At 60.8% G+C, this 24,976-nt stretch carries 20 protein-coding genes; 5 read left to right on the top strand and 15 right to left on the bottom strand.

The window, feature by feature from the left end; translation table 11 throughout:
- Positions 1-33 precede the first annotated feature (33 nt).
- Complete coding sequence (tadA, locus tag ACKLNA_RS11620; protein ID WP_408985929.1) at positions 34-531, bottom strand: tRNA adenosine(34) deaminase TadA; 498 nt, start codon at positions 529-531, stop codon at positions 34-36.
- Positions 531-1,907, bottom strand: a complete 1,377-nt coding sequence (locus tag ACKLNA_RS11615; RefSeq protein WP_408985928.1) for a multicopper oxidase family protein — start codon at positions 1,905-1,907, stop codon at positions 531-533. The genes tadA and ACKLNA_RS11615 overlap by 1 nt, the downstream gene beginning before the upstream one ends.
- 198 nt (positions 1,908-2,105) lie before the next feature.
- On the opposite strand from ACKLNA_RS11615, the gene ACKLNA_RS11610 reads away from it, so the two are divergent.
- Positions 2,106-5,201 carry a membrane-targeted effector domain-containing toxin gene (locus ACKLNA_RS11610; protein WP_408985927.1) on the top strand — a complete coding sequence of 1,032 codons (3,096 nt, stop codon included), beginning with the start codon at positions 2,106-2,108 and terminating at the stop codon, positions 5,199-5,201.
- A gap of 78 nt (positions 5,202-5,279) precedes the next feature.
- Here ACKLNA_RS11610 and guaA read toward each other — a convergent pair whose 3' ends face one another.
- The 4 genes from guaA to ACKLNA_RS11590 form a co-directional block, all read right to left on the bottom strand.
- On the bottom strand, positions 5,280-6,857 hold the full coding sequence (gene guaA / locus ACKLNA_RS11605; protein ID WP_408985926.1) for a glutamine-hydrolyzing GMP synthase: 1,578 nt from the start codon (positions 6,855-6,857) through the stop codon (positions 5,280-5,282).
- Positions 6,858-6,956: 99 nt separating this feature from the next.
- Positions 6,957-8,426 (bottom strand): IMP dehydrogenase, encoded by a 1,470-nt coding sequence (guaB, locus tag ACKLNA_RS11600; RefSeq protein ID WP_408985925.1) that lies wholly within the window; start codon positions 8,424-8,426, stop codon positions 6,957-6,959.
- A gap of 115 nt (positions 8,427-8,541) precedes the next feature.
- Positions 8,542-9,090: a hypothetical protein gene (locus ACKLNA_RS11595; protein WP_011335799.1), complete on the bottom strand. Its 549-nt coding sequence runs from the start codon at positions 9,088-9,090 to the stop codon at positions 8,542-8,544.
- Between the two features lie 73 nt (positions 9,091-9,163).
- A complete protein-coding gene (locus ACKLNA_RS11590; protein ID WP_408985924.1) occupies positions 9,164-9,931 on the bottom strand; it encodes a sulfite exporter TauE/SafE family protein in 768 nt (255 codons plus the stop codon).
- Between the two features lie 101 nt (positions 9,932-10,032).
- Here ACKLNA_RS11590 and ACKLNA_RS11585 point away from each other — a divergent pair, with 101 nt between their 5' ends.
- The 4 genes from ACKLNA_RS11585 (at position 10,033) to leuA (ending at position 15,145) form a co-directional block, all read left to right on the top strand.
- Positions 10,033-10,920 carry a LysR family transcriptional regulator gene (locus ACKLNA_RS11585; RefSeq protein WP_408985923.1) on the top strand — a complete coding sequence of 296 codons (888 nt, stop codon included), beginning with the start codon at positions 10,033-10,035 and terminating at the stop codon, positions 10,918-10,920.
- Between the two features lie 10 nt (positions 10,921-10,930).
- Positions 10,931-12,310 carry an exodeoxyribonuclease VII large subunit gene (gene xseA, locus ACKLNA_RS11580; protein WP_408985922.1) on the top strand — a complete coding sequence of 460 codons (1,380 nt, stop codon included), beginning with the start codon at positions 10,931-10,933 and terminating at the stop codon, positions 12,308-12,310.
- A gap of 3 nt (positions 12,311-12,313) precedes the next feature.
- Complete coding sequence (locus tag ACKLNA_RS11575) at positions 12,314-13,135, top strand: peptidoglycan DD-metalloendopeptidase family protein (protein ID WP_408985921.1); 822 nt, start codon at positions 12,314-12,316, stop codon at positions 13,133-13,135.
- Positions 13,136-13,465: 330 nt separating this feature from the next.
- Positions 13,466-15,145 carry a 2-isopropylmalate synthase gene (leuA, locus tag ACKLNA_RS11570; protein WP_085709408.1) on the top strand — a complete coding sequence of 560 codons (1,680 nt, stop codon included), beginning with the start codon at positions 13,466-13,468 and terminating at the stop codon, positions 15,143-15,145.
- Positions 15,146-15,254: 109 nt separating this feature from the next.
- Here the strand turns inward: leuA and ACKLNA_RS11565 are convergent, their stop codons facing one another.
- From ACKLNA_RS11565 to pilW, 9 genes are all read right to left on the bottom strand, one after another.
- Positions 15,255-16,046: an amidohydrolase gene (locus ACKLNA_RS11565; RefSeq protein ID WP_408985920.1), complete on the bottom strand. Its 792-nt coding sequence runs from the start codon at positions 16,044-16,046 to the stop codon at positions 15,255-15,257.
- Positions 16,034-17,182 carry a pyridoxal phosphate-dependent aminotransferase gene (locus tag ACKLNA_RS11560; RefSeq protein WP_408985919.1) on the bottom strand — a complete coding sequence of 383 codons (1,149 nt, stop codon included), beginning with the start codon at positions 17,180-17,182 and terminating at the stop codon, positions 16,034-16,036. Before ACKLNA_RS11560 ends, ACKLNA_RS11565 begins: the two co-directional genes overlap by 13 nt.
- 117 nt (positions 17,183-17,299) lie before the next feature.
- The gene (gene der, locus ACKLNA_RS11555; protein ID WP_408985918.1) at positions 17,300-18,772 is read right to left on the bottom strand and encodes a ribosome biogenesis GTPase Der; all 1,473 of its coding nucleotides are present in this window, start codon (positions 18,770-18,772) and stop codon (positions 17,300-17,302) included.
- 140 nt (positions 18,773-18,912) lie between these two features.
- Positions 18,913-20,064 (bottom strand): outer membrane protein assembly factor BamB, encoded by a 1,152-nt coding sequence (gene bamB, locus ACKLNA_RS11550; RefSeq protein ID WP_408985917.1) that lies wholly within the window; start codon positions 20,062-20,064, stop codon positions 18,913-18,915.
- Entirely contained in the window at positions 20,057-20,698 is a 642-nt protein-coding gene (locus tag ACKLNA_RS11545; RefSeq protein ID WP_085734102.1) for a tetratricopeptide repeat protein, read from the bottom strand. Before ACKLNA_RS11545 ends, bamB begins: the two co-directional genes overlap by 8 nt.
- 41 nt (positions 20,699-20,739) lie before the next feature.
- On the bottom strand, positions 20,740-22,029 hold the full coding sequence (gene hisS / locus ACKLNA_RS11540) for a histidine--tRNA ligase (RefSeq protein WP_408985916.1): 1,290 nt from the start codon (positions 22,027-22,029) through the stop codon (positions 20,740-20,742).
- Positions 22,030-22,051: 22 nt separating this feature from the next.
- Positions 22,052-23,161, bottom strand: coding sequence for a flavodoxin-dependent (E)-4-hydroxy-3-methylbut-2-enyl-diphosphate synthase (gene ispG / locus ACKLNA_RS11535; protein ID WP_007956680.1), 1,110 nt, complete (start codon positions 23,159-23,161; stop codon positions 22,052-22,054).
- Positions 23,162-23,164: 3 nt separating this feature from the next.
- The gene (locus tag ACKLNA_RS11530) at positions 23,165-24,208 is read right to left on the bottom strand and encodes a RodZ domain-containing protein (protein WP_408985915.1); all 1,044 of its coding nucleotides are present in this window, start codon (positions 24,206-24,208) and stop codon (positions 23,165-23,167) included.
- Positions 24,208-24,966 (bottom strand): type IV pilus biogenesis/stability protein PilW, encoded by a 759-nt coding sequence (gene pilW, locus ACKLNA_RS11525; RefSeq protein ID WP_408985914.1) that lies wholly within the window; start codon positions 24,964-24,966, stop codon positions 24,208-24,210. The genes ACKLNA_RS11530 and pilW overlap by 1 nt, the downstream gene beginning before the upstream one ends.
- Between the last annotated feature and the right edge of the window lie 10 nt (positions 24,967-24,976).

Genomic DNA, 24,976 nt, shown 5'->3' with positions numbered 1-24,976 from the left:
GGGAGCGCGCAAGCTCGCTCCCACAGGTTTTTTTCATTCTGCCGGTTTTGCCCGCCGCGCCCTGAAAAACTCGGTCAACACCGCCCCACACTCCTCCGCCAGCACCCCGCCGTCATACAGCACTCGATGGTTGAGAAAGCCCTGGGTGAAGAACTGCCCCTGACTCTGCACAATTCCGGCCTTGGGCTCCAGCGCGCCGTACACCACGCGAGCAACCCGCGAATGCACGATCAGCCCGGCGCACATGCTGCACGGCTCCAGCGTCACATAGAGCGTGCTGCCCGGCAGACGATAGTTATCCACTGCTTGCGCGGCGGCGCGGATCGCGACCATTTCTGCGTGTGCGCTGGGGTCGCTGGTGCTGATCGGGCAATTGAAGCCGCGACCGATGATCTCGCCATCCTGCACCAGCACCGCACCCACCGGCACTTCGCCGAGGGCTGCGCCTTGGGCTGCCAACTCGAGCGCCTCACGCATGAAGTCACGGTCACGGCTGCGGTCGATGATCGCCGCGGGGCGAATCTGACGCATCACTTCACCTCGATGGCGGCCATCAGGCCGGTTTCCATGTGGTCGATCACGTGGCAGTGGAACATCCATACCCCCGGGTTATCCGCCACCAGCGCCACTTGCGCACGCTCGTTCTTGCCCAGCAGATAAGTGTCGGTGAAGTAAGGCACGATTTTGTGCCGGTTCGACGCAATCACCTTGAAGCTCATGCCGTGCAGGTGGATCGGGTGCTGGTACTGGGTCATGTTCTTCAGTTCGAAGATATAACTCTGGCCCAGTTTCAGACTGGCGATCGGCCGGTCGGCGCAGGTCTTGTCGGTGATGTCCCAGGCCTTGCCGTTGATCTGCCACAGGCTCGGCGGCTTGCCGTTGTCGACATTCACCGACACCGAACCGACCCATTCGAAATTGAAGTTGAGTTTCTCGGCATTGGCCAGGTCCGGTTCGGCCACCGGGTTGGCGGGCAATGCCTTCGGCCACTCGGTTGGCGTTTCGTTGTTGGCCACCGAACGCAGTGTGCCCAGGCGTACCGGGCCATTGCGCAGCGAAAGCTCTTCACCAGCGGCCGGTGCCTTGATCGCCAGGCAAATGCGCATGCCCGGGCCAAGCCAATACTCCTTGCCCAGCGGGCGCGGTTCGACCGGGTTGCCGTCCAGCGCATAGATCTGCGCTTCGACACCGGGAATGTTGATGCGATAGGTCAGGGTGTTGTCGAGATTGAGCAAACGCACACGGGTGATCTGCCCGGCCGGCAACTCGATCACCGGTGACGGCACGCCGTTGATGGTCGACAGCCGTCCTGCCGTACCACCACGGGCCGCTTCGCGCGGGACGCTGAATTCGACGAAATTGCCCTCGTCGTCGATGTGCCAGTTCTTCAGGCTCAAGGTCTTTTCGTACCTGAACCCGGTCGGCTCGCGTTCCTCAACGATCAACGGCCCGACCAGCCCGCGACCGAGTTCTTCGCTGCTGCTGACGTGCGGGTGATACCAGTAGCTGCCGGCGTCCGGCACGCGGAATTTGTAATCGAAGTATTCCCCCGGCAGTACCGGCAATTGCGAGACATAAGGCACGCCGTCCATTTCCAGCGGCAGGCGGATGCCGTGCCAGTGAATGGTCGTCGCCACCGGCAAGTGGTTGATGAACCGCACCCGCAGCCATTCGCCCTGACGCACCCGCAATTCAGTCCCCGGCGCCGACGGGCCGAACGCCCAGGCCTCGGTCTTGTGCCCTGGCACCAGTTCGACGTCCAGCGGTGCAGCGATCAACTCGTAGTCATGCCCGGCATTGGCATCGGCCACCTTGCCCAGCCAGTAACGCGTCGCACCACCGGCTCCCGCGCCAACCACTGCAAGACCGGCCAGGCCACCGAGAATTTGTCGACGGGTAAAGGACATGGACACAACTACCTCTCGTATCAGCCGCGGGCCAGGGCGCCCGCAAAAGGCGAATACGATACACCTGCGGTTGCGAAACAGTAAGGGCAGCGCGGCGGATGGCCGCAGATCGGGGCGGTCTCGGGTGGTATACAAGTACCGCACAGTCCTCGCGTGAACAGACCACTCTCACTGTTTCTTTCTCAAGGACCAGTGCGAATGACCCCAGCAACCCCCCGCCCATTGCCCAACGCTGCCGACAAGGCCGCCCTCAGGATCATGGCTACACAACTTGTCAGAGCCTGTCCAAGCCTGAACGATACCGCGCATGCAGTCGCCAGCGAATTGCTCATCAGGCGCGGCCTCGCCGGTCTGGATCCCGATTACATCTACTTCCATCGATTCAGAACCGCTCAGAGCCTGTCCGCCTCGTTCACTGGCTGGCAACACTATGGCGAAAGACCTTACGAAAGCCTGACTCTGACGCAACTGGTCATTCACCGGTTCCGCGCCACCGATCAAGACAATGCCGACTTGCTGGATGTATACGGTGGCTTTTACACCGCCGGCCCGGACGCCGAAAGTTTTGATGCAAGCAACGAAGTGCATCTGCATGGCAGCGAAGTGCTGAATGAGTTCTGGAACATCAATTTCAGTGAGCGTTATCGCAACGAGCTGCACGCATTCTGGGCCAGCCACTTCAACGATTTTCGCACCCTGGCCAAATGCAGCTTCCTTGGTAAAGCCGTCGAAGCGCGAGAACTCGGCCACCTCACCGACGATGACCTTCATACGATGATCCATGCGTTCGCCGGTCCGCTGACCTGGCCTGTCAACCTTCACACACTGCAAGCCGAAACCTCGCCCAGCGATGCCGTACAAATGCGCACTCTGGATATCGACGGTCGCATGGCCACCGACATTCTGCGCATTATCGACTCGGACGGCCGCCAGATTATTTACGTGCCCGGAGACATTCAGTCGTTCCATGTGCTGGACACCCCCACCGATATGCACTGGTGGATCTTGCAACAGTTGAACGAAAATGCCCCCCGCGAACTGTTCCTGAAACATTTCTCACTGGCTGACCGACACTGGATGACCGAAAACATCAGCGACCTGATGAATCGGCTGGTCAGCACCTGGGGACATTCCGACCACAGCCTCATCAATCGGACGGATCGGCCGGTCACGACCGATGCATTCAGTTGGTTACGAGATTCCATTCGCGACGCGATGTCCGCCGAAGCCGATCTGTCCCTGACCTCCAATGGTGACCTGCGCAAGAAACTTTGGATCGGTTACCTGAGTGCCGGCCTGAAAGTGCTCGGCCCGATGGCTGTGGTGGGCTGGCCCGTAGCGTTGCCGGTGATCGGCGCCAGCATCGCCGACATGGGGCTGAACATCGACAAGGCCGTCAACGGCAAGACTTCCGAAGAGCGCAAGGAAGGCGTATTGGGAGCAGTCCTCAGTGGTATTGATGCGCTGTTCAATACTCCGTTTCTGATGGGATCCGGTGCACTGCCAGAGTTTGATCTACCGTCAGAGGTCTCCGAGACAAGCGAGCTGGCAGAAAGCGGTACGCCAGCGGAGCTGGAGTCAGAAGAACCGAACGAGATTCTGCCTGTTGCGCAAGAGCTGCCCTTGCCGACCTCCGAAACCGTGCAGGTCCGGCAGATCCCGCAGCACTTTCAGTCAAACGAAATACTGGATGGTCTGAATCCGGTTGCGGAGCCCGGCAAATACCAGGGGATCTACAGACTGAACGCGGACTCACCCTATGCCATCCAGATGAACGACACGGCCTATTACGTCCGTTACTTCAGCGACTCACAGGGCGGCGGATTCTGGGCGATCATCGATCCGGCAAAACCCAATCAACTGATCCATGCAATTCCTGTGCGCTTGAACAGCAAAGGACTTTGGGAGCGCATGACCCAGTTGGGCCTCAAAGGGGGCGGTCAGTGCATGGGCAGACAATGCACCGTAGATGTGGAGCTTGAGCTTGATACGCACGCGCCATCGCCCGAAGAGCAGGAACGCCCCCTGATGCAACCTGAACCGTCAACCTCGCTGCCCGGCGAGCCTCAGCCATCGACTTCGCAGGAGATTCGCCTGATCAGGACACCGTACGCAGTAGACCCGCAGCGGATGCTGGAACTGCGACGATGGGCCCTGAATTTACGTGAAAACCACATTGAACTGCGAATTGGCCCTGACGGTGGACTGGTCTCTCCAGACCGTTATGCACTCTATTTCGCCGAAAAGGCCCGTGCTCTTCAGCTCTCTGCCAGACGCTTCTACAAGAATCTCCCTTGGGCAAACCTGCCGTCACGTCCGCAGATTCCTGCGCTCACCTCATCAATGAGCTTCACGGACTTCACTGCGCAGGCATTTGAGGAAGCGCCCGGGCTGGTTATCGGCGAAACCCCCGACCGTATAGCCAGCATGCGATTGGTCATTGAGAACATGCCCGCGCTGGCGCGCCAAGGCGTCAGGACACTCTATGTGCGCCGATTGCTCAACGACTTTGCCCAGGCTGATCTGAACGTTTACTTCAAATCCGGCGCCATGTCCGATGACCTGCAGCAATATCTGAGTCGTCTCGGCACCGATCCAGCAGAGCAGTTCGACGAACTGGCGCTGGTGAAAAGCGCCAGAGAAAACGGTATTCGAGTTCAGGCCACCGATTGTGCGGCGACCTACAGAAAGCCCGTTTCACTTACGCTGCCCGAGGAACAAATCATGACCAACCACCTGACCGCCGACATCATGTTCATGGACAAAACCATGAATGACGTTGGCAAATGGGTGGTACTGACGGGGGTGGAAAATACCAATACGTTCAGGGGCGTTGCTGGTATCAGCGAACTGGAGGGTGGCATCGGCGTGCGGATTCAAGAGGTCGATCCGGGACAAGGGGAACATTTGGCAGTAGACCCGGGCGTTGACATCGAACGGGGTCCACATTCACAGACTCTGGTACAGCGTGGAACTGTCGAAACCCATTACGCCGACGTGCTTCTGCAGATGGAAGCAGCACCGGTCAGCCGTACCGAACTGCAAATACACCGGCTGCTTTATCGTGCGGGTATGTTTGTATTCGAACGCTCCCAAGGCACGTATCGGTTATTCCACCGAAGTGTGAACGGCGAGATTGTACAAACGCCCGTCCAGACTTTCGCCGATGGACGCTATTACATTGACCGTCCATCCTGGGGTTCGGTACATCGCGTGCCCTTCGACAGCCTTGAACAATTATCCAGTGCACTGAAGCAAATCGGACTGCAACTGCAAAGCCGACTTCCTGCTTGACCTGCCATTCAGACAGACGAAAAAACCCTGGCCGAGGCCAGGGTTTTTCATTGCATCAGTGCGAGCTGTGTTGCGGGATCACTCCCACTCAATGGTCGCCGGCGGCTTGCTCGACACGTCGTAAGTGACGCGGGAGATGCCTTCGATTTCATTGATGATGCGGCCGGAAACGGTTTCCAGCAGTTCGTAAGGCAGGTGTGCCCAACGTGCGGTCATGAAGTCGATGGTTTCCACGGCACGCAGGGCCACGACCCAGGCGTAACGACGGCCATCGCCGACCACGCCAACCGATTTCACTGGCTGGAACACGACGAAGGCCTGGCTGACCTTGTGGTACCAGTCGGCCTTGCGCAGTTCTTCGATGAAGATGTGGTCGGCGCGACGCAGCAGGTCGGCGTATTCCTTCTTCACTTCACCGAGGATGCGCACGCCCAGGCCCGGGCCCGGGAACGGGTGACGGTAGACCATGTCGTACGGCAGGCCCAGTTCCAGGCCCAGACGACGGACTTCGTCCTTGAACAGTTCGCGCAGTGGCTCGACCAGTTTCAGGTTCATCTCGTCCGGCAGGCCGCCCACGTTGTGGTGCGACTTGATCACGTGAGCCTTGCCGCTTTTCGCGCCAGCCGACTCGATCACGTCCGGGTAGATGGTGCCCTGGGCCAGGTACTTGATGTTGTCCAGCTTGCAGGATTCGGCATCGAACACGTCGATGAAGGTGCGGCCGATGATCTTGCGCTTCTTCTCCGGATCGGCTTCGCCGGCCAGGTTGTTCAGGAACTGGTCTTCGGCGTTGGCGCGGATCACCTTGACGCCCATGTTCTCGGCGAACATGGCCATCACTTGCTCGCCTTCGTGCAGACGCAGCAGGCCGTTGTCGACGAAGACGCAGGTCAGCTGGTCGCCGATGGCCTTGTGCAGCAGTGCCGCAACCACCGAGGAATCCACACCGCCGGACAGACCCAGCAGCACGTTGTCGGTACCGACCTGCGCGCGGATGTTGGCGATGGCGTCTTCGGCAATCTTCGACGGGGTCCACAGGGCTTCACAGCCGCAGATGTCGAGAACGAAGCGCGACAGGATGCGACCGCCCTGCTTGGTGTGGGTCACTTCCGGGTGAAACTGCACGCCGTAGTAAGCGCGCTCGTCGTTGAACATGCCGGCGATCGGGCAGCTCGGGGTGCTGGCCAGGATGTGGAAATCGCCTGGCATCTTGGTGACCTTGTCACCGTGGCTCATCCATACGTCGAGGCCGAACAGGCCGTCGGCGTCGATGTGGTCTTCGATGCCGTCGAGCAGACGGCTCTTGCCGACTACGTCAACGCGGGCATAACCGAACTCACGCAGTTCGGAGCCTTCAACCTTGCCGCCCAGTTGCTCGGCCATGGTCTGCATGCCGTAGCAGATGCCGAAAACCGGTACGCCCAGGTCGAAAACCGCTTGCGGGCAACGCGGGCTGTTGGCTTCGTGCACGGACTCGGGACCGCCGGCGAGGATCACGCCTTTTGGAGCGAATTCGCGGATCGCATCCTCGTCCATGTCGAACGGGTGCAGTTCGCAGTACACACCGATCTCACGCACGCGGCGGGCGATCAGTTGGGTGTATTGCGAACCGAAGTCGAGGATCAGGATGCGGTGAGCGTGAATGTCGAGGGCCATGATTCAGTCTCGTCTAAGTAATTCAGAAACAGTCTTGATTCAGAAACGACTCGGGGCTGAATAAAACAGCCCCGGTCATTTAACGTTTTGCTTGAAGCCTCAACCTACGCGGTAGTTTGGCGCTTCCTTGGTGATCTGCACGTCGTGAACGTGGGATTCGGCCATGCCGGCACCGGTGATCCGCACGAACTCAGGCTTGGTGCGCATTTCTTCGATGTTGGCGCTGCCGGTGTAACCCATCGAGGAACGCAGACCGCCCATCAACTGGTGAATGATCGCGCTCAGGGTGCCCTTGTAAGGAACACGGCCTTCGATGCCTTCCGGAACCAGTTTCTCGGCGCCGGCCGAGGAGTCCTGGAAGTAACGGTCGGAAGAACCCTGAGCCTGGGACATGGCGCCCAGCGAGCCCATGCCGCGATAAGCCTTGTACGAACGGCCCTGGAACAGTTCGATCTCGCCCGGCGCTTCTTCGGTACCGGCGAACATCGAGCCCATCATCACGCAGGACGCACCGGCCACGATGGCCTTGGACAGGTCACCGGAGAAACGGATGCCGCCGTCGGCGATCAACGGAACACCGGTGCCTTCGAGGGCGGCGGCGACGTTGGCGATGGCACTGATTTGCGGAACGCCGACACCGGCGACGATACGGGTGGTGCAGATCGAGCCAGGGCCGATACCGACCTTGACCGCATCGGCGCCAGCTTCGGCCAGGGCCTTGGCGGCTGCGCCGGTGGCGATGTTGCCGCCGATCACCTGCACTTCAGGGAAGTTCTCCTTGACCCAGCGAACGCGGTCGATCACGCCTTTGGAGTGACCGTGAGCGGTGTCGACCACCACCACGTCCACACCGGCATTGACCAGAGCGGCAACACGGTCACCGGTGTCTTTACCGGTACCGACTGCAGCGCCGACGCGCAGACGACCTTGATCGTCCTTGCTGGCCAGCGGGTAGGCCTTGGCTTTTTCGATGTCTTTGACGGTCATCATGCCTTTGAGGGCAAACTTGTCGTCGACGATCAGGACTTTTTCCAGGCGGTGCTTGTGCAGCAACTCGCGGACTTCGTTCTTGTCGGCGCCTTCGCGAACGGTGACCAGACGCTCTTTCGGCGTCATCACTTCACGAACGGTGGCGTCCAGACGGGTTTCGAAGCGCACGTCACGGGAAGTGACGATGCCGACCAGGTCGCCATCGTGCAGCACCGGAACGCCGGAAATGTTGTGCATGCGGGTCAGATCGAACAGATCACGAACCGTGGCGTCAGCCTCGATGGTGATTGGATCCTTGACCACACCGGCTTCGAACTTCTTGACCTTGCGGACTTCGGCAGCTTGCTGCTCGATGGTCATGTTCTTGTGGATAATGCCGATGCCACCTTCCTGAGCCATGGCGATTGCCAGACGGGCTTCGGTGACGGTGTCCATGGCGGCAGAAACCAGAGGAATATTCAGTTCGATGCCACGGGTGAGGCGGGTCTTGAGACTGACTTCGTTAGGAAGCACCTCGGAATAACCAGGCACTAAAAGAATGTCGTCGAAGGTCAGAGCTTCTTGGCTGATACGCAGCATCGCGGGGGCTCCCGAGCGGGAAAATGGAAGCGCGCCATTATAGTCAGACACCCCTTCGGGTTCAATGTAAAACTTGTCTTATATCAATGTTGCTGATGTACGGGAAAAACGGCTCCTACAACTCGACCTTGACCCAGCTCACCGGTTGATCCAGCCAGTCGGCGAATTCGTCGATGAAACTCTGCTTGAACCCCGCCTCGAGCCAGTTGTTGAAGATGAAACCGAGGTTGGAAAACCCACATTCCTGCAAATACAGAAAACCGTTGATGTCGTCTTCATGCCCACACTCGGGGCAGGTGAAGTTGTCGGTGCGGCCCGGCATCCAGTCTTCCAGGCTTTCGAACAGCGCTTCGCCGATTTCCTGGCGGCACTCGGCGCAACCGGCCTCTTCGAGAAAGCCCTTGGCCGGGGTGTAGATGCAGCGTTTGGTGATGACTTCCAGGCCATTGATCGGTTCACCGAACGGCAGCGCCTCGGGGTGCAGCACCACCGCGCGGGCGCCATCGGCGATGGCATAGGCCATGCGATTGCCGGTGCGTCCACAGGTGCTCAGCTCTTCCTTGACGATGTTCTTGCGCACCAGCCAGCGCAGGATCGCCCGGGCCCGGGGCTCGTGCACCGGCAGGTTGGAGATTTTCGGGACGATGATGCTTTGGGAGTTCATGGTGCAAGCCTGCTGCGTCAAAGGATGTTCTGCGACGAACGCGGCCGGCAGCTTAATCCCTGAGACAATCCGGTCAAGTGCTTAAATAGCGGCCGATCAGCGCCAGACCGCTCGCCAGCACCAGCCAGGTCACCAGCCGCACGAAGGCCTCACGGGACAAACGCATCGTCAGCCGCCGCCCGATCCACAAGCCCAGCGCCATGGCCGGTAGCAGGCACAGCGCGAGCATCAACAAGGGTAGCTCGGCATACACGCCTGCGATGGCGAACAGACTCAAACGCACCACCGTGCTGCAACTGATCAGCGCACTCTGCGTGGCCCGGGCCGCGTCCTTGGGCAGCCGGCTGTTGAGGTAAATCGCATAAAGAAAGCCGCCACTGCCGAACAACGCCCCGAACAGCCCGCCCACCGTGCCCATGGGCAACGCCCACCCGGCGGACAACTGCGCCGGCCGCGCCTTGATCCACAAGCTGTAAACCGCATAGGCACTGATGAACAGTCCCATCAGCAACAACAGCAGATCGGATTTGAGGTTGAGCAGGAAAATCACTCCCAGCGTGCACCCCACCGCCATGCACGGCAGCAGCCGCAGCAACTCCGGTTTCGCTACATCTCTGCGCGATGGCAGCAGATTGCCGAACGCCGCTACAAAATCCAGCAACACCAGCAACGGCACGATTTTCGACAGCGGCATGAACAGGATCAGGATCGGCCCCGCCACCAGCGCCGTGCCAAAACCGGCAATGCCGAACACGACATAGGCCAGCGCAACACCCACTCCGACGACTGCCCAGCCCCCGAAGCCCCACGACCACTCGCTCAACAACCCCGCCACACTCATCCGCTCGCTTCCTTTAATAAGCCTGTGATGACTTTAGCCAGCGCCGAGGGTTGCGACTAATATCATCGAAACCGCCAAGCCATCTCGAAAAGGCATATCTCGTGCTTTCAACCCGTCAATTGCGCTATTTCGTCGAAATCGCCGAGTGCGGCAGCTTCAGCGCCGCCGCCGAACGCCTGTTCATTGCTCAATCGGCGCTGAGCCGGCAGATTAAGGACATGGAAACCCGCCTGCGAACGCCGCTGTTCGAACGCACCGCCCGCCAGCCCCGGCTCACTGCCGCTGGCGAAGCATTCCTGCCCCGGGCGAGAAACCTGCTCAATGAATTGAACAAGGCCAGCACCCTGGCCACGGAAATCGGCCAGGGCCAGCGCGGCACCTTGCGCCTGTGTCACTCCAGCACAGTGCCGATCAGCGGCCAACTGTTGCGCGACATGAGCGCTTACCTGGAACAGCAGCCCGGGGTTTCGCTGGACATCGGCACGTTGTCTTCGGAGGCACAGCTTGAAGAACTGGCCGAGGGGCGGCTCGACATCAGTCTTCTGCGCCTGCCGGTTTTGCGCCAGCGCGAGGGTGTTCATGTCGTGCCGCTCTACACCGAGCGCTTGCTGCTTGCCGTGCCGGCGGATCATCGACTGGCCTTTGCGGAGGCAGTCGATCTGGCGCAATTGAAGGACGAAGCGTTCATTTCCATCCCCCATCCGCAACGCGGCGGGTTGAGTTACTTGTGCGCCGACCTGTGCATGCGCCACGGTTTCTTCCCCCAGGCTGCGCGAGTGATGTCGCGCAAGACCACGCAGCTGCAATTGATCCAGGCCGGTTTCGGCATCGCCCTGCTGCCGGAGTCGATGCAGGACATCGCGCCTGCCGGTGTGAGATTTGTGCCGCTGAGCGGCGATTGCCAGAGCACCGTCGCCCTTGCCTTTCGGCAGAATCCCACATCGTTGGTGCAACACTTCCTCCAGACATTCACCGGCGAAAGCCTTTAAACTGCGTCCCATGATTAAAGATCCCTTTGCAAGACTCGGCCTGGACCGCGAAGTCCTGACCGTCAGCCAGCTCAACGGCCGCGCACGGGTGTTGCTCGAAGACGTGTTCAGCAACATCTGGGTCGAAGGCGAAATCTCCAACCTCGCCCGCCCGGCGTCCGGCCACGTGTATTTCACGCTCAAGGACAGCGGCGCGCAGGTGCGTTGCGCACTGTTTCGCCAGAACGCTGCGCGGGTGCGGCAGGCGCTGAAGGATGGCCTGGCGGTGAAGGTGCGCGGCAAGGTCTCACTGTTCGAGGGCCGTGGCGACTATCAGTTGATCCTCGACACGGTGGAGCCTGCCGGCGATGGCGCTCTGCGTCTGGCGTTTGATGCCTTGAAGGAAAAGCTCAGCGCCGAAGGCCTGTTCAGTGCCGAACGCAAAGTCCCGCTGCCGGCACATCCGCAGCACATCGGCATTATCAGTTCGCCGACCGGCGCGGTGATTCGCGACATTATCAGTGTGTTCCGACGCCGTGCGCCGCAGGTACAACTGACGCTAATTCCCACCGCTGTTCAGGGCCGCGAAGCCACGGCGCAGATCGTCCGCGCCCTGAGACTGGCGGACGCCCGGGGCTTCGACGCGCTGATTCTTGCCCGTGGCGGCGGCTCGCTGGAAGACCTCTGGTGCTTCAACGAAGAAGCCGTGGCCCGGGCGGTAGATGCCTGTGTTACGCCAATCGTCAGTGCGGTTGGTCATGAAACCGATGTGTCGATCAGCGACTTCGTGGCGGACGTTCGCGCACCGACGCCGTCCGCTGCCGCTGAACTGCTTGCCCCGGATTCCAGCCACCTGATCCGGCAGGTCGAAAGCCTGCATCGCCGACTGGTGATGCGCATACGCGACCGACTGATGCGTGATCGCCTGCGCCTTGAAGGCATGGCCCGCCGGTTGCGCCATCCCGGCGAACGTCTGCGCCAGCAGGCACAGCGCCTGGATGACCTGGACATGCGCATGCGCCGGGCATTCGAGCGCCAGCTCAACACCCGGCGCGAACGCCTGATTCGTCTGGAAACACGCCTTGCCGGGCAACATCCCGGACGGCAACTTGCCCTGTTGCGCCAACGCCTCGACAGTCTTGCCGAACGCCTGCCCCGCGCCATGAACGAAGGCCTGAAACGCCGTCGCCTGCAGTTGCAAAGCCAGATGCAGACCCTGCACGTGGTCAGCCCGCTGGCGACCCTCGGCCGTGGCTACAGCATTCTGCTGGATGAGCGCGGCAACGCGATTCGCAACGCCGCGCAGACCCATACCGGCCAGCGCCTGAAGGCCAAACTGGGCGAAGGCGAACTGCAAGTGCGCGTCGAGGACAATCACCTGACGCCCGTCACCCTCTCTTTACTGGACTGATCCATGCCGCGTTTTCTCGCTCCGCTGCTGTTGCTGTGCCTGACCGTCAACGCCCACGCCGACAGCTACATCACCCGGCTGCTGAACAAACCGGTGCCGGGCGGCGTTGCTGTCGTCGATCTGGGCACCGCCACACAAGCACCGAAAGCCACGTATCAGGGCAAACCGGTGTTGGTGGTCAAGGAACAGAACAACTGGCTGGCGATTGTCGGCGTTCCGCTGACCGTCAAACCCGGCACCCAGCAGATCAGCAGCGGCGGTCGAAACCTGAACTTCACTGTCGGCAACAAGAAATACCCGGAACAGCGCATCACCCTGAAGAACACGCAACAGGTCAATCCGAACCCGGCGAACCTCAAGCGCATCGAGGGCGAACTGGCCGAGCAGATCAAGGCTTACCGCAGCTTCAGCCCGAACACTCCGAGTAACCTGTTGCTCGACAAACCGGTCAACGGACCGCTGTCGAGCAAGTTCGGTGTGCGCCGGTTCTTCAACGGAGAAGAGCGCAATCCCCATGCAGGCCTCGACTTCGCGGTGCCGGCCGGCACACCGATCAAGACCCCGGCGGCGGGCAAGGTGATCCTGATCGGCAACTACTTCTTCAATGGCAACACCGTGTTCGTCGACCACGGCCAGGGCTTCATCAGCATGTTCTGCCATATGTCGAAGATCGACGTGCAGAACGGCCAGCAACTGGCTCGCGGCGCAGTGGTGGGCAAGGTTGGCGCCACAGGTCGGGCGACCGGGCCGCACATGCACTGGAATGTCAGCCTGAACGACGCGCGGGTCGATCCGGCAATCTTTATCGGCGCATTTCAACCTTGATTCGCCCCCAGCGGGGATTGCGCGCGACGAATGGTCTGCGCAATCCCCGCCAACAATTGCCGCCATATCAAGAATAAAATCTCGGAAAAAACTGCTTTCCGGGTATTCCTCTCAATTTTTTTCGACTGCTTGCCATCCTCAGCCCCCGCGGTTAGGGTTGAAGGCATGAAAACCTCTCACACCCTTATTCAGCTTCGCCAGCACCGCAGCCTGTGCCTCGTCAGCGCACGACTGCCGGGCTGAATCGCTGCGCCTCGTCCCAAGCTTCTCCGAACATTCGTTCCACCGGCAGGCCGCCTCTTTTCGGCCCAGACAATAAGGAATTTCCCGATGAGCATGCTCAAAGACCCGTCTTCGAAATACCGCGCGTTTCCTGTGATCAACCTGCCGGATCGCACCTGGCCGTCGAAAACCATCGATGCCGCGCCGATCTGGTGCAGCTCCGACCTGCGTGACGGCAACCAGTCGTTGATCGAGCCGATGGACGCGGTGAAAAAGCTGCGCTTCTGGAAAACCCTGGTGCAGGTGGGCGTGAAGGAAATCGAGGCGTCGTTCCCGGCGGCTTCGCAAACCGACTTCGACTTCGTGCGTACCCTGATCGAAGACGGCCACATCCCGGACGACACCACCATTCAGGTGCTGACCCAGGGTCGTGAAGATCTGATCGAGCGCACCTTCGAATCCCTGCGCGGGGCGAAAAAGGCGATCGTTCACCTGTACAACGCCACTTCCCCGTCTTTCCGTCGCATCGTGTTCAATCAGGACAAGGACGGGATCAAGGCCATCGCCGTGAACGCCGCCAAGCTGTTCGTCAAATACGCTGCGATGCAGCCGGACACCGAGTGGACCTTCGAATACTCGCCGGAAACCTTCAGCGCCACCGAGCTGGAGTTCGCCAAGGAAGTCTGCGATGCGGTGATCGAGGTCTGGAACCCGACGCCCGAGCACAAGATCATCCTCAACCTGCCGGCCACCGTTGAGTGCGCGACCCCGAACGTCTACGCCGACCAGATCGAGTGGTTCCACCGCAACATCAACCGTCGTGACAGCGTGATCATCAGCCTGCACACCCACAACGACCGTGGCACTGGCGTGGCCGCCACCGAGCTGGGCCTGATGGCCGGCGCCGACCGCGTCGAAGGCTGCCTGTTCGGCAACGGCGAGCGTACCGGTAACGTCGACCTCGTGACCGTGGCACTGAACATGTACACCCAGGGCCTCGACCCGCAACTGGACTTCTCCGACATCGACGGCGTGCGCAAGGTCGTCGAAGAGTGCAACCAGATCCAGGTTCACCCGCGTCACCCGTACGTCGGCGACCTGGTGCACACCGCGTTCTCCGGCTCCCACCAGGACGCGATCCGCAAGGGCTTCGCCCAGCAGAAACCGGACACCCTGTGGGAAGTGCCGTACCTGCCGATCGATCCGGCCGACATCGGCCGCAGCTACGAGGCGGTGATCCGCGTCAACAGCCAGTCGGGCAAGGGCGGTATCGCCTACCTGCTGGAGCAGGAATATGGCATCAGCCTGCCGCGCCGCATGCAGATCGAGTTCAGCCAGGTTGTGCAGCGTGAAACCGATCGTCTGGGCCTGGAAATGACTGCCCAGCAGATCCACTCGCTGCTGCACACCGAGTACCTGCAAGCCAACACCCCGTATGCGCTGGTCAGCCATCGCCTGCAGGAAGAAAACGGCCACAGCGCCGTCGAGGTGGAAGTGGCGAGCAAGGGCCAGGGCGAAACCAACCTGCACTGGCGCGGCAAGGGCAACGGTGCGCTGGAAGCACTGGTGGCCGGTCTGCCGATTCCGGTGGAGATCATGGACTACAACGAACACGCCATCGGCGCTGGCACCAACGCCAAGGCAGCGGCTTACATCGAGCTGCGCGTGAATGGCGAACGTGCCGTGCACGGCGTGGGTATCGATGAAAACATCACCACCGCCAGCTTCAAGGCACTGTTCAGCGCGCTCAACCGCTCGCTGAGCCAGCCGGAAGCAAAAGCGGCGTAACTGAGCGCTGAAATGCAAAAGGCCCCGGGGTTTACACCTTGGGGCCTTTTTATTTTCTATCTGATCGTTCCCACGCTCCGCGTGGGAACGATCCAGCTAATCTTGGCTATCAAGTGAACTCGAAGGTATCCGCGTCCAGATTCGCCGGAAACCGCTCGCGGTAAGCCGCCAGCGGTGCCGCTTCCAGTACGGCCTTGAACACCCCGTCCGCCTCCCCCGCCGCCAGCAAGGTCTCGCCCTGGAAGTCCAGCACCTGACTATCGCCGGTGTAGGCAAAACCCTTGCCGTCGGTGCCGACGCGATTCACGGCCGCCACGTAGCACAGGTTTTCAATCGCCCGCGCCGGCAGCAAACGGTTCCAGTGCAGACGCCGCGCCCCCGGCCAGTTGGCGGTGTACAGCAGCAGATCGGTATCTTGTGCATCGCGGCTCCACACCGGGAAACGCAAGTCGTAGCAAATCAGCGGCCGGATGCGCCAGCCCTTGAGCTCGAACTGCACCTGGCGTTCGCCGGGCGTGTAGTGATTGTGCTCGCCGGCCATGCGGAACAGATGGCGCTTGTCGTAATGCCACACTTCACCGTCCGGACGCGCCCATAGCAGGCGATTGCGATGGCTGCCGTCCGCGGCCTGGATGATCACACTGCCGGTGATCACCGCATTGAGCTTCGCCGCCTGTGCCTTCATCCATTTGCTGGTCGGGCCGTTTTCGGCTTCCGCCAGAGTTTCGGATTCCATGGAGAATCCGGTGGTGAACATCTCCGGCAGGATAATCAGATCCGCACCACGCGCCTGCTCCAGCAAAGCGTCGAAATGCTCAAGGTTGGCCTGACGATCATGCCAGGCCAGGCTGGTCTGGATCAGCGCCAGGTTGAGATTGGGCAAAGCACTCAGATCACGCATAGTTTTGCCGCCGCTTCCCGCAGCGTCTCCTCGCGTTTGGCGAAGCACAGCCGCACCAGGCGCTGGCCTTCAGGTGGATTCTGGTAGAACACCGACACCGGGATGCTCGCCACACCATGTTCGCGAGTCATCCACATCGCCATCTCGACATCGTTCAGGTCGGGACGGATCTGTGAGTAATCGACCAGTTGGAAATAGGTGCCGGTGACCCGGGTGAAGCTGAATCGCGACGGTTCCAGCAGATCACAGAACAGATCGCGCTTGGCCTGATAGAAACCCGGCAGTTCTTCGACGTGTTCCGGATGCTCGGCCATGTAATCGGCCAGCGCATATTGCAGCGGCGTCACGCCACAGAAGCTGACGTACTGGTGCACCTTGCGCAGTTCGGCGGTCAGGGCCGGCGGCGCCACGACGTAGCCGGTTTTCCAGCCGGTGACGTGATAGGTCTTGCCGAACGAGCTGACCACGAATGCGCGCTGATACAGCTCTTCATGGGCCAGCACGCTCACATGGGGAAGGCCGTCGTACACCAGGTGTTCGTAGACTTCGTCGCTGATCACATAGATGTCGCGATCGCGGATCAGCGCCGCCAACTGGTCCAGCTCTGCGCGACTGATCAGGGCGCCGCTGGGGTTGTGCGGGGTGTTGAGGATGATCATCCGCGTGCGCGGGCTCAGCGCTGCACTGAGCTTGTCGAAGTCGATGGAGAAATCCTCCAGACCGAGTTGCACATGCACGCAGCGCCCACCGGCCAGCTCTACCGACGGCTCGTAGCTGTCATAGGCCGGGTCGAACACGATCACTTCATCGCCGCTGTGGATAACCGCCTGGATCGCACAGAAGATCGCCTGAGTCGCGCCGGGAGTGACGGTCACCTCGTGATCGGCATCGACATTCACGCCATAGCTTCGGGCAATCTTCGCCGCAATCTGCTGGCGCAAGGCCGGCAGGCCGGTCATGGGCGAATACTGGTTATGGCCGCTGGCGATGTGCCGACCGACCGCATCGCGCAGCGACTGCGGGCCGTCGAAATCGGGAAAACCCTGGGACAGGTTGATGGCTCCGGTCTGTGCCGCGAGCTGAGACATCTGCGTGAAAATAGTGATGCCGACATTCGGCAGCTTGCTGTTGATCATCGGGGTTCCCTGCTCTGCCCCGGCACTGACGACGGCGCGGGAGAGCCCGAGGATAGCCCATCCGGCGCCCATAAAAAAAGGGCGCCAGATGGCGCCCTTCTCTCTTGATGACCGGGATCAGCGCTTGTCGCGGCGCTTCTTGCTGGCCTTCTTGTTGTGCGACATCAAACGACGCTTCTTGTTGACCTGGCGGTCGGTCAGCGTGTTCTTGTTGCCTTCGTACGGGTTCTCGCCGCCCTTGAACTCGATACGGATCGGCGTACCGACCAGTTTGAGCACACGGCGGTAAGTGTTTTCCAGATAGCGCACGTACGAGTTCGGTACTTTCTCGATCTGGTTGCCGTGGATCACGATCAGCGGCGGGTTGGCGCCACCGAGGTGGGCATAACGCAGCTTGATCCGGCGGCCGTTGACCATCGGCGGCTGGTGCTCGCTGACCGCGTCTTCGAGGATCTGGGTCAGGCGGCTGGTCGGCCAGCGGGTGACCGCCGACTTGAACGAGTTCTGCACCGAAGAGTAGAGGTTGCCCACGCCGGTACCGTGCAGGGCCGAGATGAAGTGGATGTCGGCGAAGTCGACGAAGAACAACCGGCGTTCCAGTTCGGTCTTCACGTAGTCACGCTCGCCCGGAGTCATGCCATCCCACTTGTTCAGCGCGATGACCAGCGCACGGCCGGACTCAAGGGCAAAGCCCAGCAGGTTGAGGTCGTGATCGACCACCCCTTCGCGGGCGTCCATCACGAAGATCACCACGTTGGCGTCTTTGATGGCCTGCAGGGTTTTGACCACGGAGAACTTTTCGACTTCTTCGTGGATCTTGCCGCGCTTGCGCACACCGGCAGTGTCGATCAGCGTGTACTTCTCGTCGTTACGCTCGAACGGGATGTAGATACTGTCGCGAGTGGTGCCCGGCTGGTCGTAGACGATCACCCGCTCTTCACCCAGCATGCGGTTGACCAGCGTCGACTTGCCGACGTTCGGCCGGCCGATGATGGCGATCTTGATGCCGTCCTTTTCGCTCGGACCTGGAATGCGCTTGGCTTCCTCGCCTTCGGCGACTTCTTCCTGCTCTTCGCCTTCCTGCGGCTCGTCCTCATCTTTCGGGAATTCGCTCAGAGCGATTTCCAGCAATTGAGTGATGCCACGACCATGCGCGCCGGCAATCGGGATCGCATCGCCCATGCCCATCGGGGCAAATTCGGCGCGAGCCATTTCCGGGTCGATGTTGTCGACCTTGTTGGCGACCACGTAGGAACGCTTGTTACGCTTGCGCAGGTGTTCGCCGATCATCTGGTCGGCGGCGGTGAAACCGGCCTTGGCATCTACCAGGAACAGAACGACATCCGCTTCTTCGATGGCCAGCAGCGACTGCTCGGCCATTTTTTCGTCCATACCATGCTCGTCACCGGAGATACCGCCGGTGTCGATCAGAATGTAGGAACGCCCTTGCCACTTGGCCTCACCGTACTGGCGATCACGGGTCAGACCGGACAAGTCGCCGACGATGGCGTCGCGAGTCCTGGTCAGGCGGTTGAACAAGGTGGACTTGCCGACGTTCGGTCGGCCCACCAGGGCGATTACGGGAACCATGCGGCTCTCCACTTCGTTATTTCAGAAAATACAAAAGCCGCTGCGAGGCAGCGGCTGGTGCTCGGGGCAACACCCATGGATGTTGCAAACCCTGCCGGAGCAGGGCCGCTTGGGGATCAACCCCAAGCATAGTCAAACCATTACTTGATGGTCAGGGCTTCCAGTTTGCCGCTGTTGCCATACACGTAAATCGTGTCACCCACCACCAGCGGACGGGCACGCAGGCCGTCGCTGTCGATGCGCTCGCGGCCGACGAAACGACCGTCCACCTGACTCAGCAGATGCAGGTAACCTTCCAGGTCACCGACTGCAACGTAGCTGGAGAACACTTCCGGTGCCGACAGTTGACGGCGGGCCAGCGAGTCGTTGGTCCACAGTGCAGTGGTCGAACGCTCGTCGACGCCTTCAACGGTGCCCGAGGACAGGCTCACGTAGACGTTGCCGAAACCCTGGGCGATACCGGCGTAGCTCGACGCATCGCGCTGCCACAGTTGACGGCCGCTTTCCAGGTCCAGTGCCGCAACGCGACCCTGATAGCTGGCAACGTACAGTGTGCCACCCGACAGCAGCAGACCGCCGTCGATGTCGACCACGCGCTCCAGTTCCGAACGACCTTGTGGAATCGCGATCCGTTGTTCCCAGACCGGCACGCCATTGGAAATGTCCAGAGCGACCACTTTACCGGTCGACAGGCCAGCCACCGCAAGGCGGTTGGTCGCGAGCGGCGCACTGGTGCCACGCAGGGTCAGTACGGCCGGGGTGCTGTCATACACCCAGCGCTGTTGACCGGTGGATGCATCCAGACCGATCAGACGATCGTCCTGGGTCTGCACGACCACGATGTCGCCGTTGCTGGCTGGTGGCGCCAATACTTCACTGGTCACGCGAGCGCGCCACTTCTCTTCACCATTGATGGTGTCGAGGGCGATGACGTCGCCACGCAGCGTGCCGATCAGAACCAGACCGTAACCCACGCCGACGGCGCCGGAGACTGGCACATCCAGTTCTTTTTTCCACTTCACGTCGCCGTTGCTGCGATCCATGGACATCACGATACCGGTCACGTCGGCGGCGTAAATGGTGTCACCATCGATCGCCGGCACCAGCATGTTGTAGGTTTCGCCCTGACCGTCGCCGATCGAACGGCTCCAGACTTTGTGCAGAACCACTTCTTCCTTGAAGGAAGTCAGTTCGGCTGGTGGCAGTTCTTTTGTGCTGTTGCTGCTGCAACCCGTGGCCAGAATGGCCAGAGCCAGCAATGCTGCATGCTTCCAACCGATCACGTCACGCATCCCCTTTGGCCAGGTCGTCCAGCTTGATTTGAAGGCCGCCGACTGCCGCTTCATCCGACAGTGCCGCCTTGGCTTTTTGATACGCCGCGTTCGCTTCGTCAGTGCGGCCCAGCTGTACCAGCAGGTCGCCCTTGAGTTCTTCGCGAGTGGCCAGGAACGACTTGTCGGCATCGCCTTCAAGCAGTTTCAGGGCTTCATCCGCCTTGTTCTGTGCACCCAGCACCTGCGCCAGACGCTGACGGGCGATTTCGCCCAGCGCCGCGTTGGCCGGTTTGGCAACGATGGCTTTCAGTTCGGTCGCCGCGTCGTCCAGCTTGCCGCTGTCGACCGCAACCTTGGCCACAAACAGGCTGCCGTACTGCGCGTAGGCCGTACCGCCGAACTCGCTGTTGAGCTTGCCGGCCAGATCCGCAACGCGCGCGGCGTCAGGCTTGCCGTCCGGGGTCAGCGTGGTTTCCAGCAATTGCTGATAGAGCACCGAGGCGCCTTGCGACTGGTTGCTCTGATACTTGTGAAATGCCTGCCAGCCGAACACGATGACCAGCGCCAACAGGCCGCCAGTGACCAGAGGTTTGCCGTTGCGTGTCCACCAGTCCTTCAAATCCGCCAACTGTTCGTCTTCGGTACTCGACACCCCAATACTCCTTAATCGCTAAATCGGCTGTTTAAACAGCTTCAACCCTGCACGACGCAGGTGGCCAGGTGAGCGGCAAGCGCATCCCAGGCAATGCTTTGTTGTTCGCCCTGGCCACGCAGGGGTTTGAAACCTACCACTTGCTGGGCCATTTCGTCGTCACCGAGGATCAGCGCGTACAGCGCACCGCTCTTGTCGGCTTTCTTGAACTGGCTCTTGAAGCTGCCGGCACCGGCATTGACCTGCAGGCGCAGGTTCGGCAACTGGTCGCGTACACGCTCGGCCAGGGCCAGACCGGCCAGCTCCGCCTCTTCGCCGAAGGCGCAGAGGTAGACGTCGACCTGACGGGCGAGTTCTTGCGGGATCTGCTCCAGGGTTTCCAGCATCAGCACAAGGCGCTCGATGCCCATGGCGAAACCGACGCCCGGGGTCGGCTTGCCGCCCATCTGCTCGACCAGACCGTCGTAACGGCCGCCCGCGCACACGGTGCCTTGGGCGCCGAGCTTGTCGGTGACCCATTCGAATACGGTTTTGCTGTAGTAATCGAGACCGCGCACCAGTTTCGGGTTGAGCACGTAAGGAATGCCGACAGCATCCAGACGGGCCTTCAGACCTTCGAAGTGGGCACGGGACTCTTCATCCAGGTAATCCGCCATTTTCGGCGCATCGACCAGCACGGCTTGCGTGTCGGCGTTCTTGGTGTCGAGCACGCGCAGCGGGTTGGTTTTCAGGCGACGCTGGCTGTCTTCGTCCAGTTTGTCGTGGTGCGCCGAGAGGTACTCGACCAGCGCTTCACGATAACGACCACGGGACTCGCTGGTACCCAGACTGTTGAGTTCGAGCTTGACCGCATCACGGATACCCAGCTCGCCCCACAGGCGCCAGGTCATGATGATCAATTCGGCGTCGATGTCCGGACCGTCGAGGTTGAAGACTTCCAGACCGATCTGGTGGAACTGGCGATAACGGCCTTTCTGCGGACGCTCGTGACGGAACATCGGACCGATGTACCAGAGTTTCTGCACCTGGCCACCGCCGGTGATGCCATGCTCGAGCACGGCACGCACGCACGCAGCGGTACCTTCCGGACGCAGGGTCAGGGAGTCGCCGTTGCGGTCGTCGAAGGTGTACATCTCTTTTTCGACGATGTCGGTCACTTCGCCGATCGAGCGCTTGAACAGCTCGGTGAATTCGACGATCGGCATGCGGATCTGCTTGTAACCGTAGTTATCCAGCAAACGCGAAACAGTGCCTTCGAAGTAGCGCCATACCGGGGTCTGTTCCGGCAGGATGTCGTTCATGCCACGAATGGCTTGCAGGGACTTGCTCACAGAAATTCCTTAATTCGTTCGATCAGCCGCGCGCGATGACCGCTGCGTCGGCTTCGACCTTCTCGGCCGCCTTCTCGCGGATCAGCTTTTCCAGCTCGTCCACCAGATTGTCATTCGTCAGTTTCTGCGACGGCTTGCCGTCGATGTAAATCAGGTTCGGCGTACCGCCGGTCAAGCCGATATGGGCTTCCTTGGCTTCGCCGGGGCCGTTGACCACGCAGCCGATCACCGCAACATCCAGCGGCACCAGCAGGTCTTCAAGGCGCCCTTCCAGCTCGTTCATGGTCTTGACAACATCGAAGTTCTGCCGCGAGCAGCTCGGGCAGGCGATGAAGTTGATGCCACGGGAACGCAGATGCAAAGACTTGAGGATGTCGTAACCGACCTTCACTTCCTCGACCGGATCGGCCGCCAGCGAGATGCGGATGGTATCGCCAATCCCCTCGGCGAGCAGCATACCTAGGCCCACGGCGGATTTCACTGTACCGGAGCGCAATCCACCGGCTTCGGTGATGCCCAGGTGCAGCGGCTGGACGATTTCTTTCGCCAGCAGGCGGTAGGCTTCGACGGCCATGAACACGTCGGAAGCCTTCACGCTGACCTTGAAGTCCTGGAAATTCAGGCGTTCGAGGTGCTCGACGTGACGCAGTGCGGACTCGACCAGCGCGGCCGGGGTCGGCTCACCGTATTTCTTCTGCAGGTCTTTTTCCAGGGAACCGGCGTTGACGCCGATGCGGATCGGAATCCCGCGGTCACGAGCGGCATCAACCACCGCACGCACGCGGTCTTCGCGACCGATGTTGCCCGGGTTGATGCGCAGGCAGTCCACACCCAGTTCGGCCACGCGCAAAGCGATCTTATAGTCGAAGTGGATGTCGGCAACCAGCGGCACCTTGACCAGTTGCTTGATCTTGCCGAACGCCTCGGCGGCGTCCATGTCCGGCACCGATACGCGAACGATGTCGACGCCAGCGGCTTCCAGACGGTTGATCTGGGCGACCGTGGCCGCGACATCGTTGGTGTCGCTGTTGGTCATGCTCTGCACCGCGATAGGTGCATCGCCGCCCACAGGCACGTTACCGACCCAGATCTTGCGCGATTCGCGACGTTTGATTGGAGATTCGCCGTGCATGACTTATTGACCCAACTTCAGGCGAGCAGTCTCGCCACTGGTGAACGGAGCGACATCGACCGGCTGGCCGTTGTAGCTGACCTGCGCTGCCCGGGCAACACCCAGACGCACGGCCAGCGGTGGCTTGCCTGCCACGGAGACGCTGTCGCCTTTATGTTTCAGACCACTGAACAGAACCTTGCCGCGACCATCGGTGACCTGTGCCCAGCAATCAGCAGTGAACTGCAGTTGCACCTGACCTTCGCCTGCTGCCGGAGCAGTGGTTTCTGCGGTGGGTGCCGGGGTGGCCGGGACAACGGGTGCGGTGACTGTCGGTGCCGGAGTCGCCGGAACATTAGGGGCAGGTGCAGCCGGAGTGGCGACAACCGGGGCCGGGGCATGGGCCGGAGCAGCTGGCGTCGCCGCCGGGGCAGCAGATACAGCTGGCGCAGCTGCCGGAACGACGGGTTCGGCACCGGTCGACTCTGCAGCGGTTTCCGACTGGGGCAGTGCCAGCGCCGTCGCGCCCTCGGTTTGACCTTCGGTAACGGCCTGGTCTTCCGGCTCGTCGATCGGATGAATCTGCGTGGTGCCATCGGCGCCTTCGACTTCAACGTGCTCCGGGGCCAGACTGGTCAGATCCTTGGTACGCAGCGAGGTCTGATCCTGCCACCAGACGAAACCGCCGCCGATGACCGCGATCAGCAGCAGGAGGCTGACGATTCGCAAAATGGTGTGGGAAACCCGGACCGGCTCTTCGATCCGACCCAGCGCATGGACATTGCTGCCTTGGGAGTCGGTGCCGGTGGACTGGTCGAACTGCTGGACCAGGACCGCCTGATCCATGCCGAGCAATTTGGCATAGGCGCGAATATAGCCGCGAGCGAAGGTATGCCCCGGCAGCTTGTCGAACGCACCGGCTTCGAGGTTGGTCAGGGAAGTCACGGTGAGGTTGAGCTTGAGGGCCACTTCGGCCAGCGACCAGCCATTGCTTTCGCGGGCCTGGCGCAAGGTCTCACCGGGGTTAACGCGATTCGCTGCTACAACTTCGGGATGCGCCGCTTTCATCATTGCTCCGACAGGTATTGCTGATATTCCGGCGTACCGGGATAGAGTCGTTTTAATTGCAGGCCCGCACTGGCGGCCTTGTCGCGATCTTCAAACACTTTTGCCAACCGAACCGCGAGCAACAGACTACGTGCATTTTGCTCGGACAGCTGGCTGAAACGGTCGTAATAGTCACGCGCGGGCACATAATGCCTGTCTTCGAATGACAACTCAGCCATTTCCAGCAACGCCCGTGGTTGCTGACGGTTCAAACGCAATGCTTTTTCCAGTTGCTGCCGGGCCAGTTCACGCTGACCAAGCTTGGACGCCGTCATGCCGAGGTTCTCGAACACACGGGAACGCTCAGGATACAGGGTATCGGCGGCGGCCTGTTCAAAACGCTCGTAGGCTTCCTTGTAACGCTGCTCTTCGTAGAGAAAACTGCCGTAATTGTTGAGGATGCGGGCATCGGCGGGACGGGAGGACAGCGCCTTGCGAAAGTGTTCGTCGGCCAGCTTCGGCTCCATCTCGGACTGAAAGACCAGCCCAAGAGCGGCGTTGGCGTCGGGATCGGAACCGTCCAGCTCAAGGGCCTTTTTCAATGGCACCTTGGCCCGCTCGGTCATGCCTTGCTGCAAGTACCCCAGGCCCAGCTGCACGTAGGCAGCCCGCGCTTCGTCGCGGCCCTTGCTGGTCTTCATCGGGTTGTAATCGCCCGACAGGACACAGCCAGCACACAGGCTGGCCAACAGCAAAAGCAGCGCAAAGCGCAGGGACATAGAGATCCTC

The sequence above is a fragment of the Pseudomonas sp. UV AK001 genome (assembly GCF_046097675.1).
Taxonomy (GTDB): Bacteria; Pseudomonadota; Gammaproteobacteria; order Pseudomonadales; family Pseudomonadaceae; genus Aquipseudomonas; species Aquipseudomonas kribbensis.
This window is presented reverse-complemented; position numbering and strand designations above follow the sequence as displayed.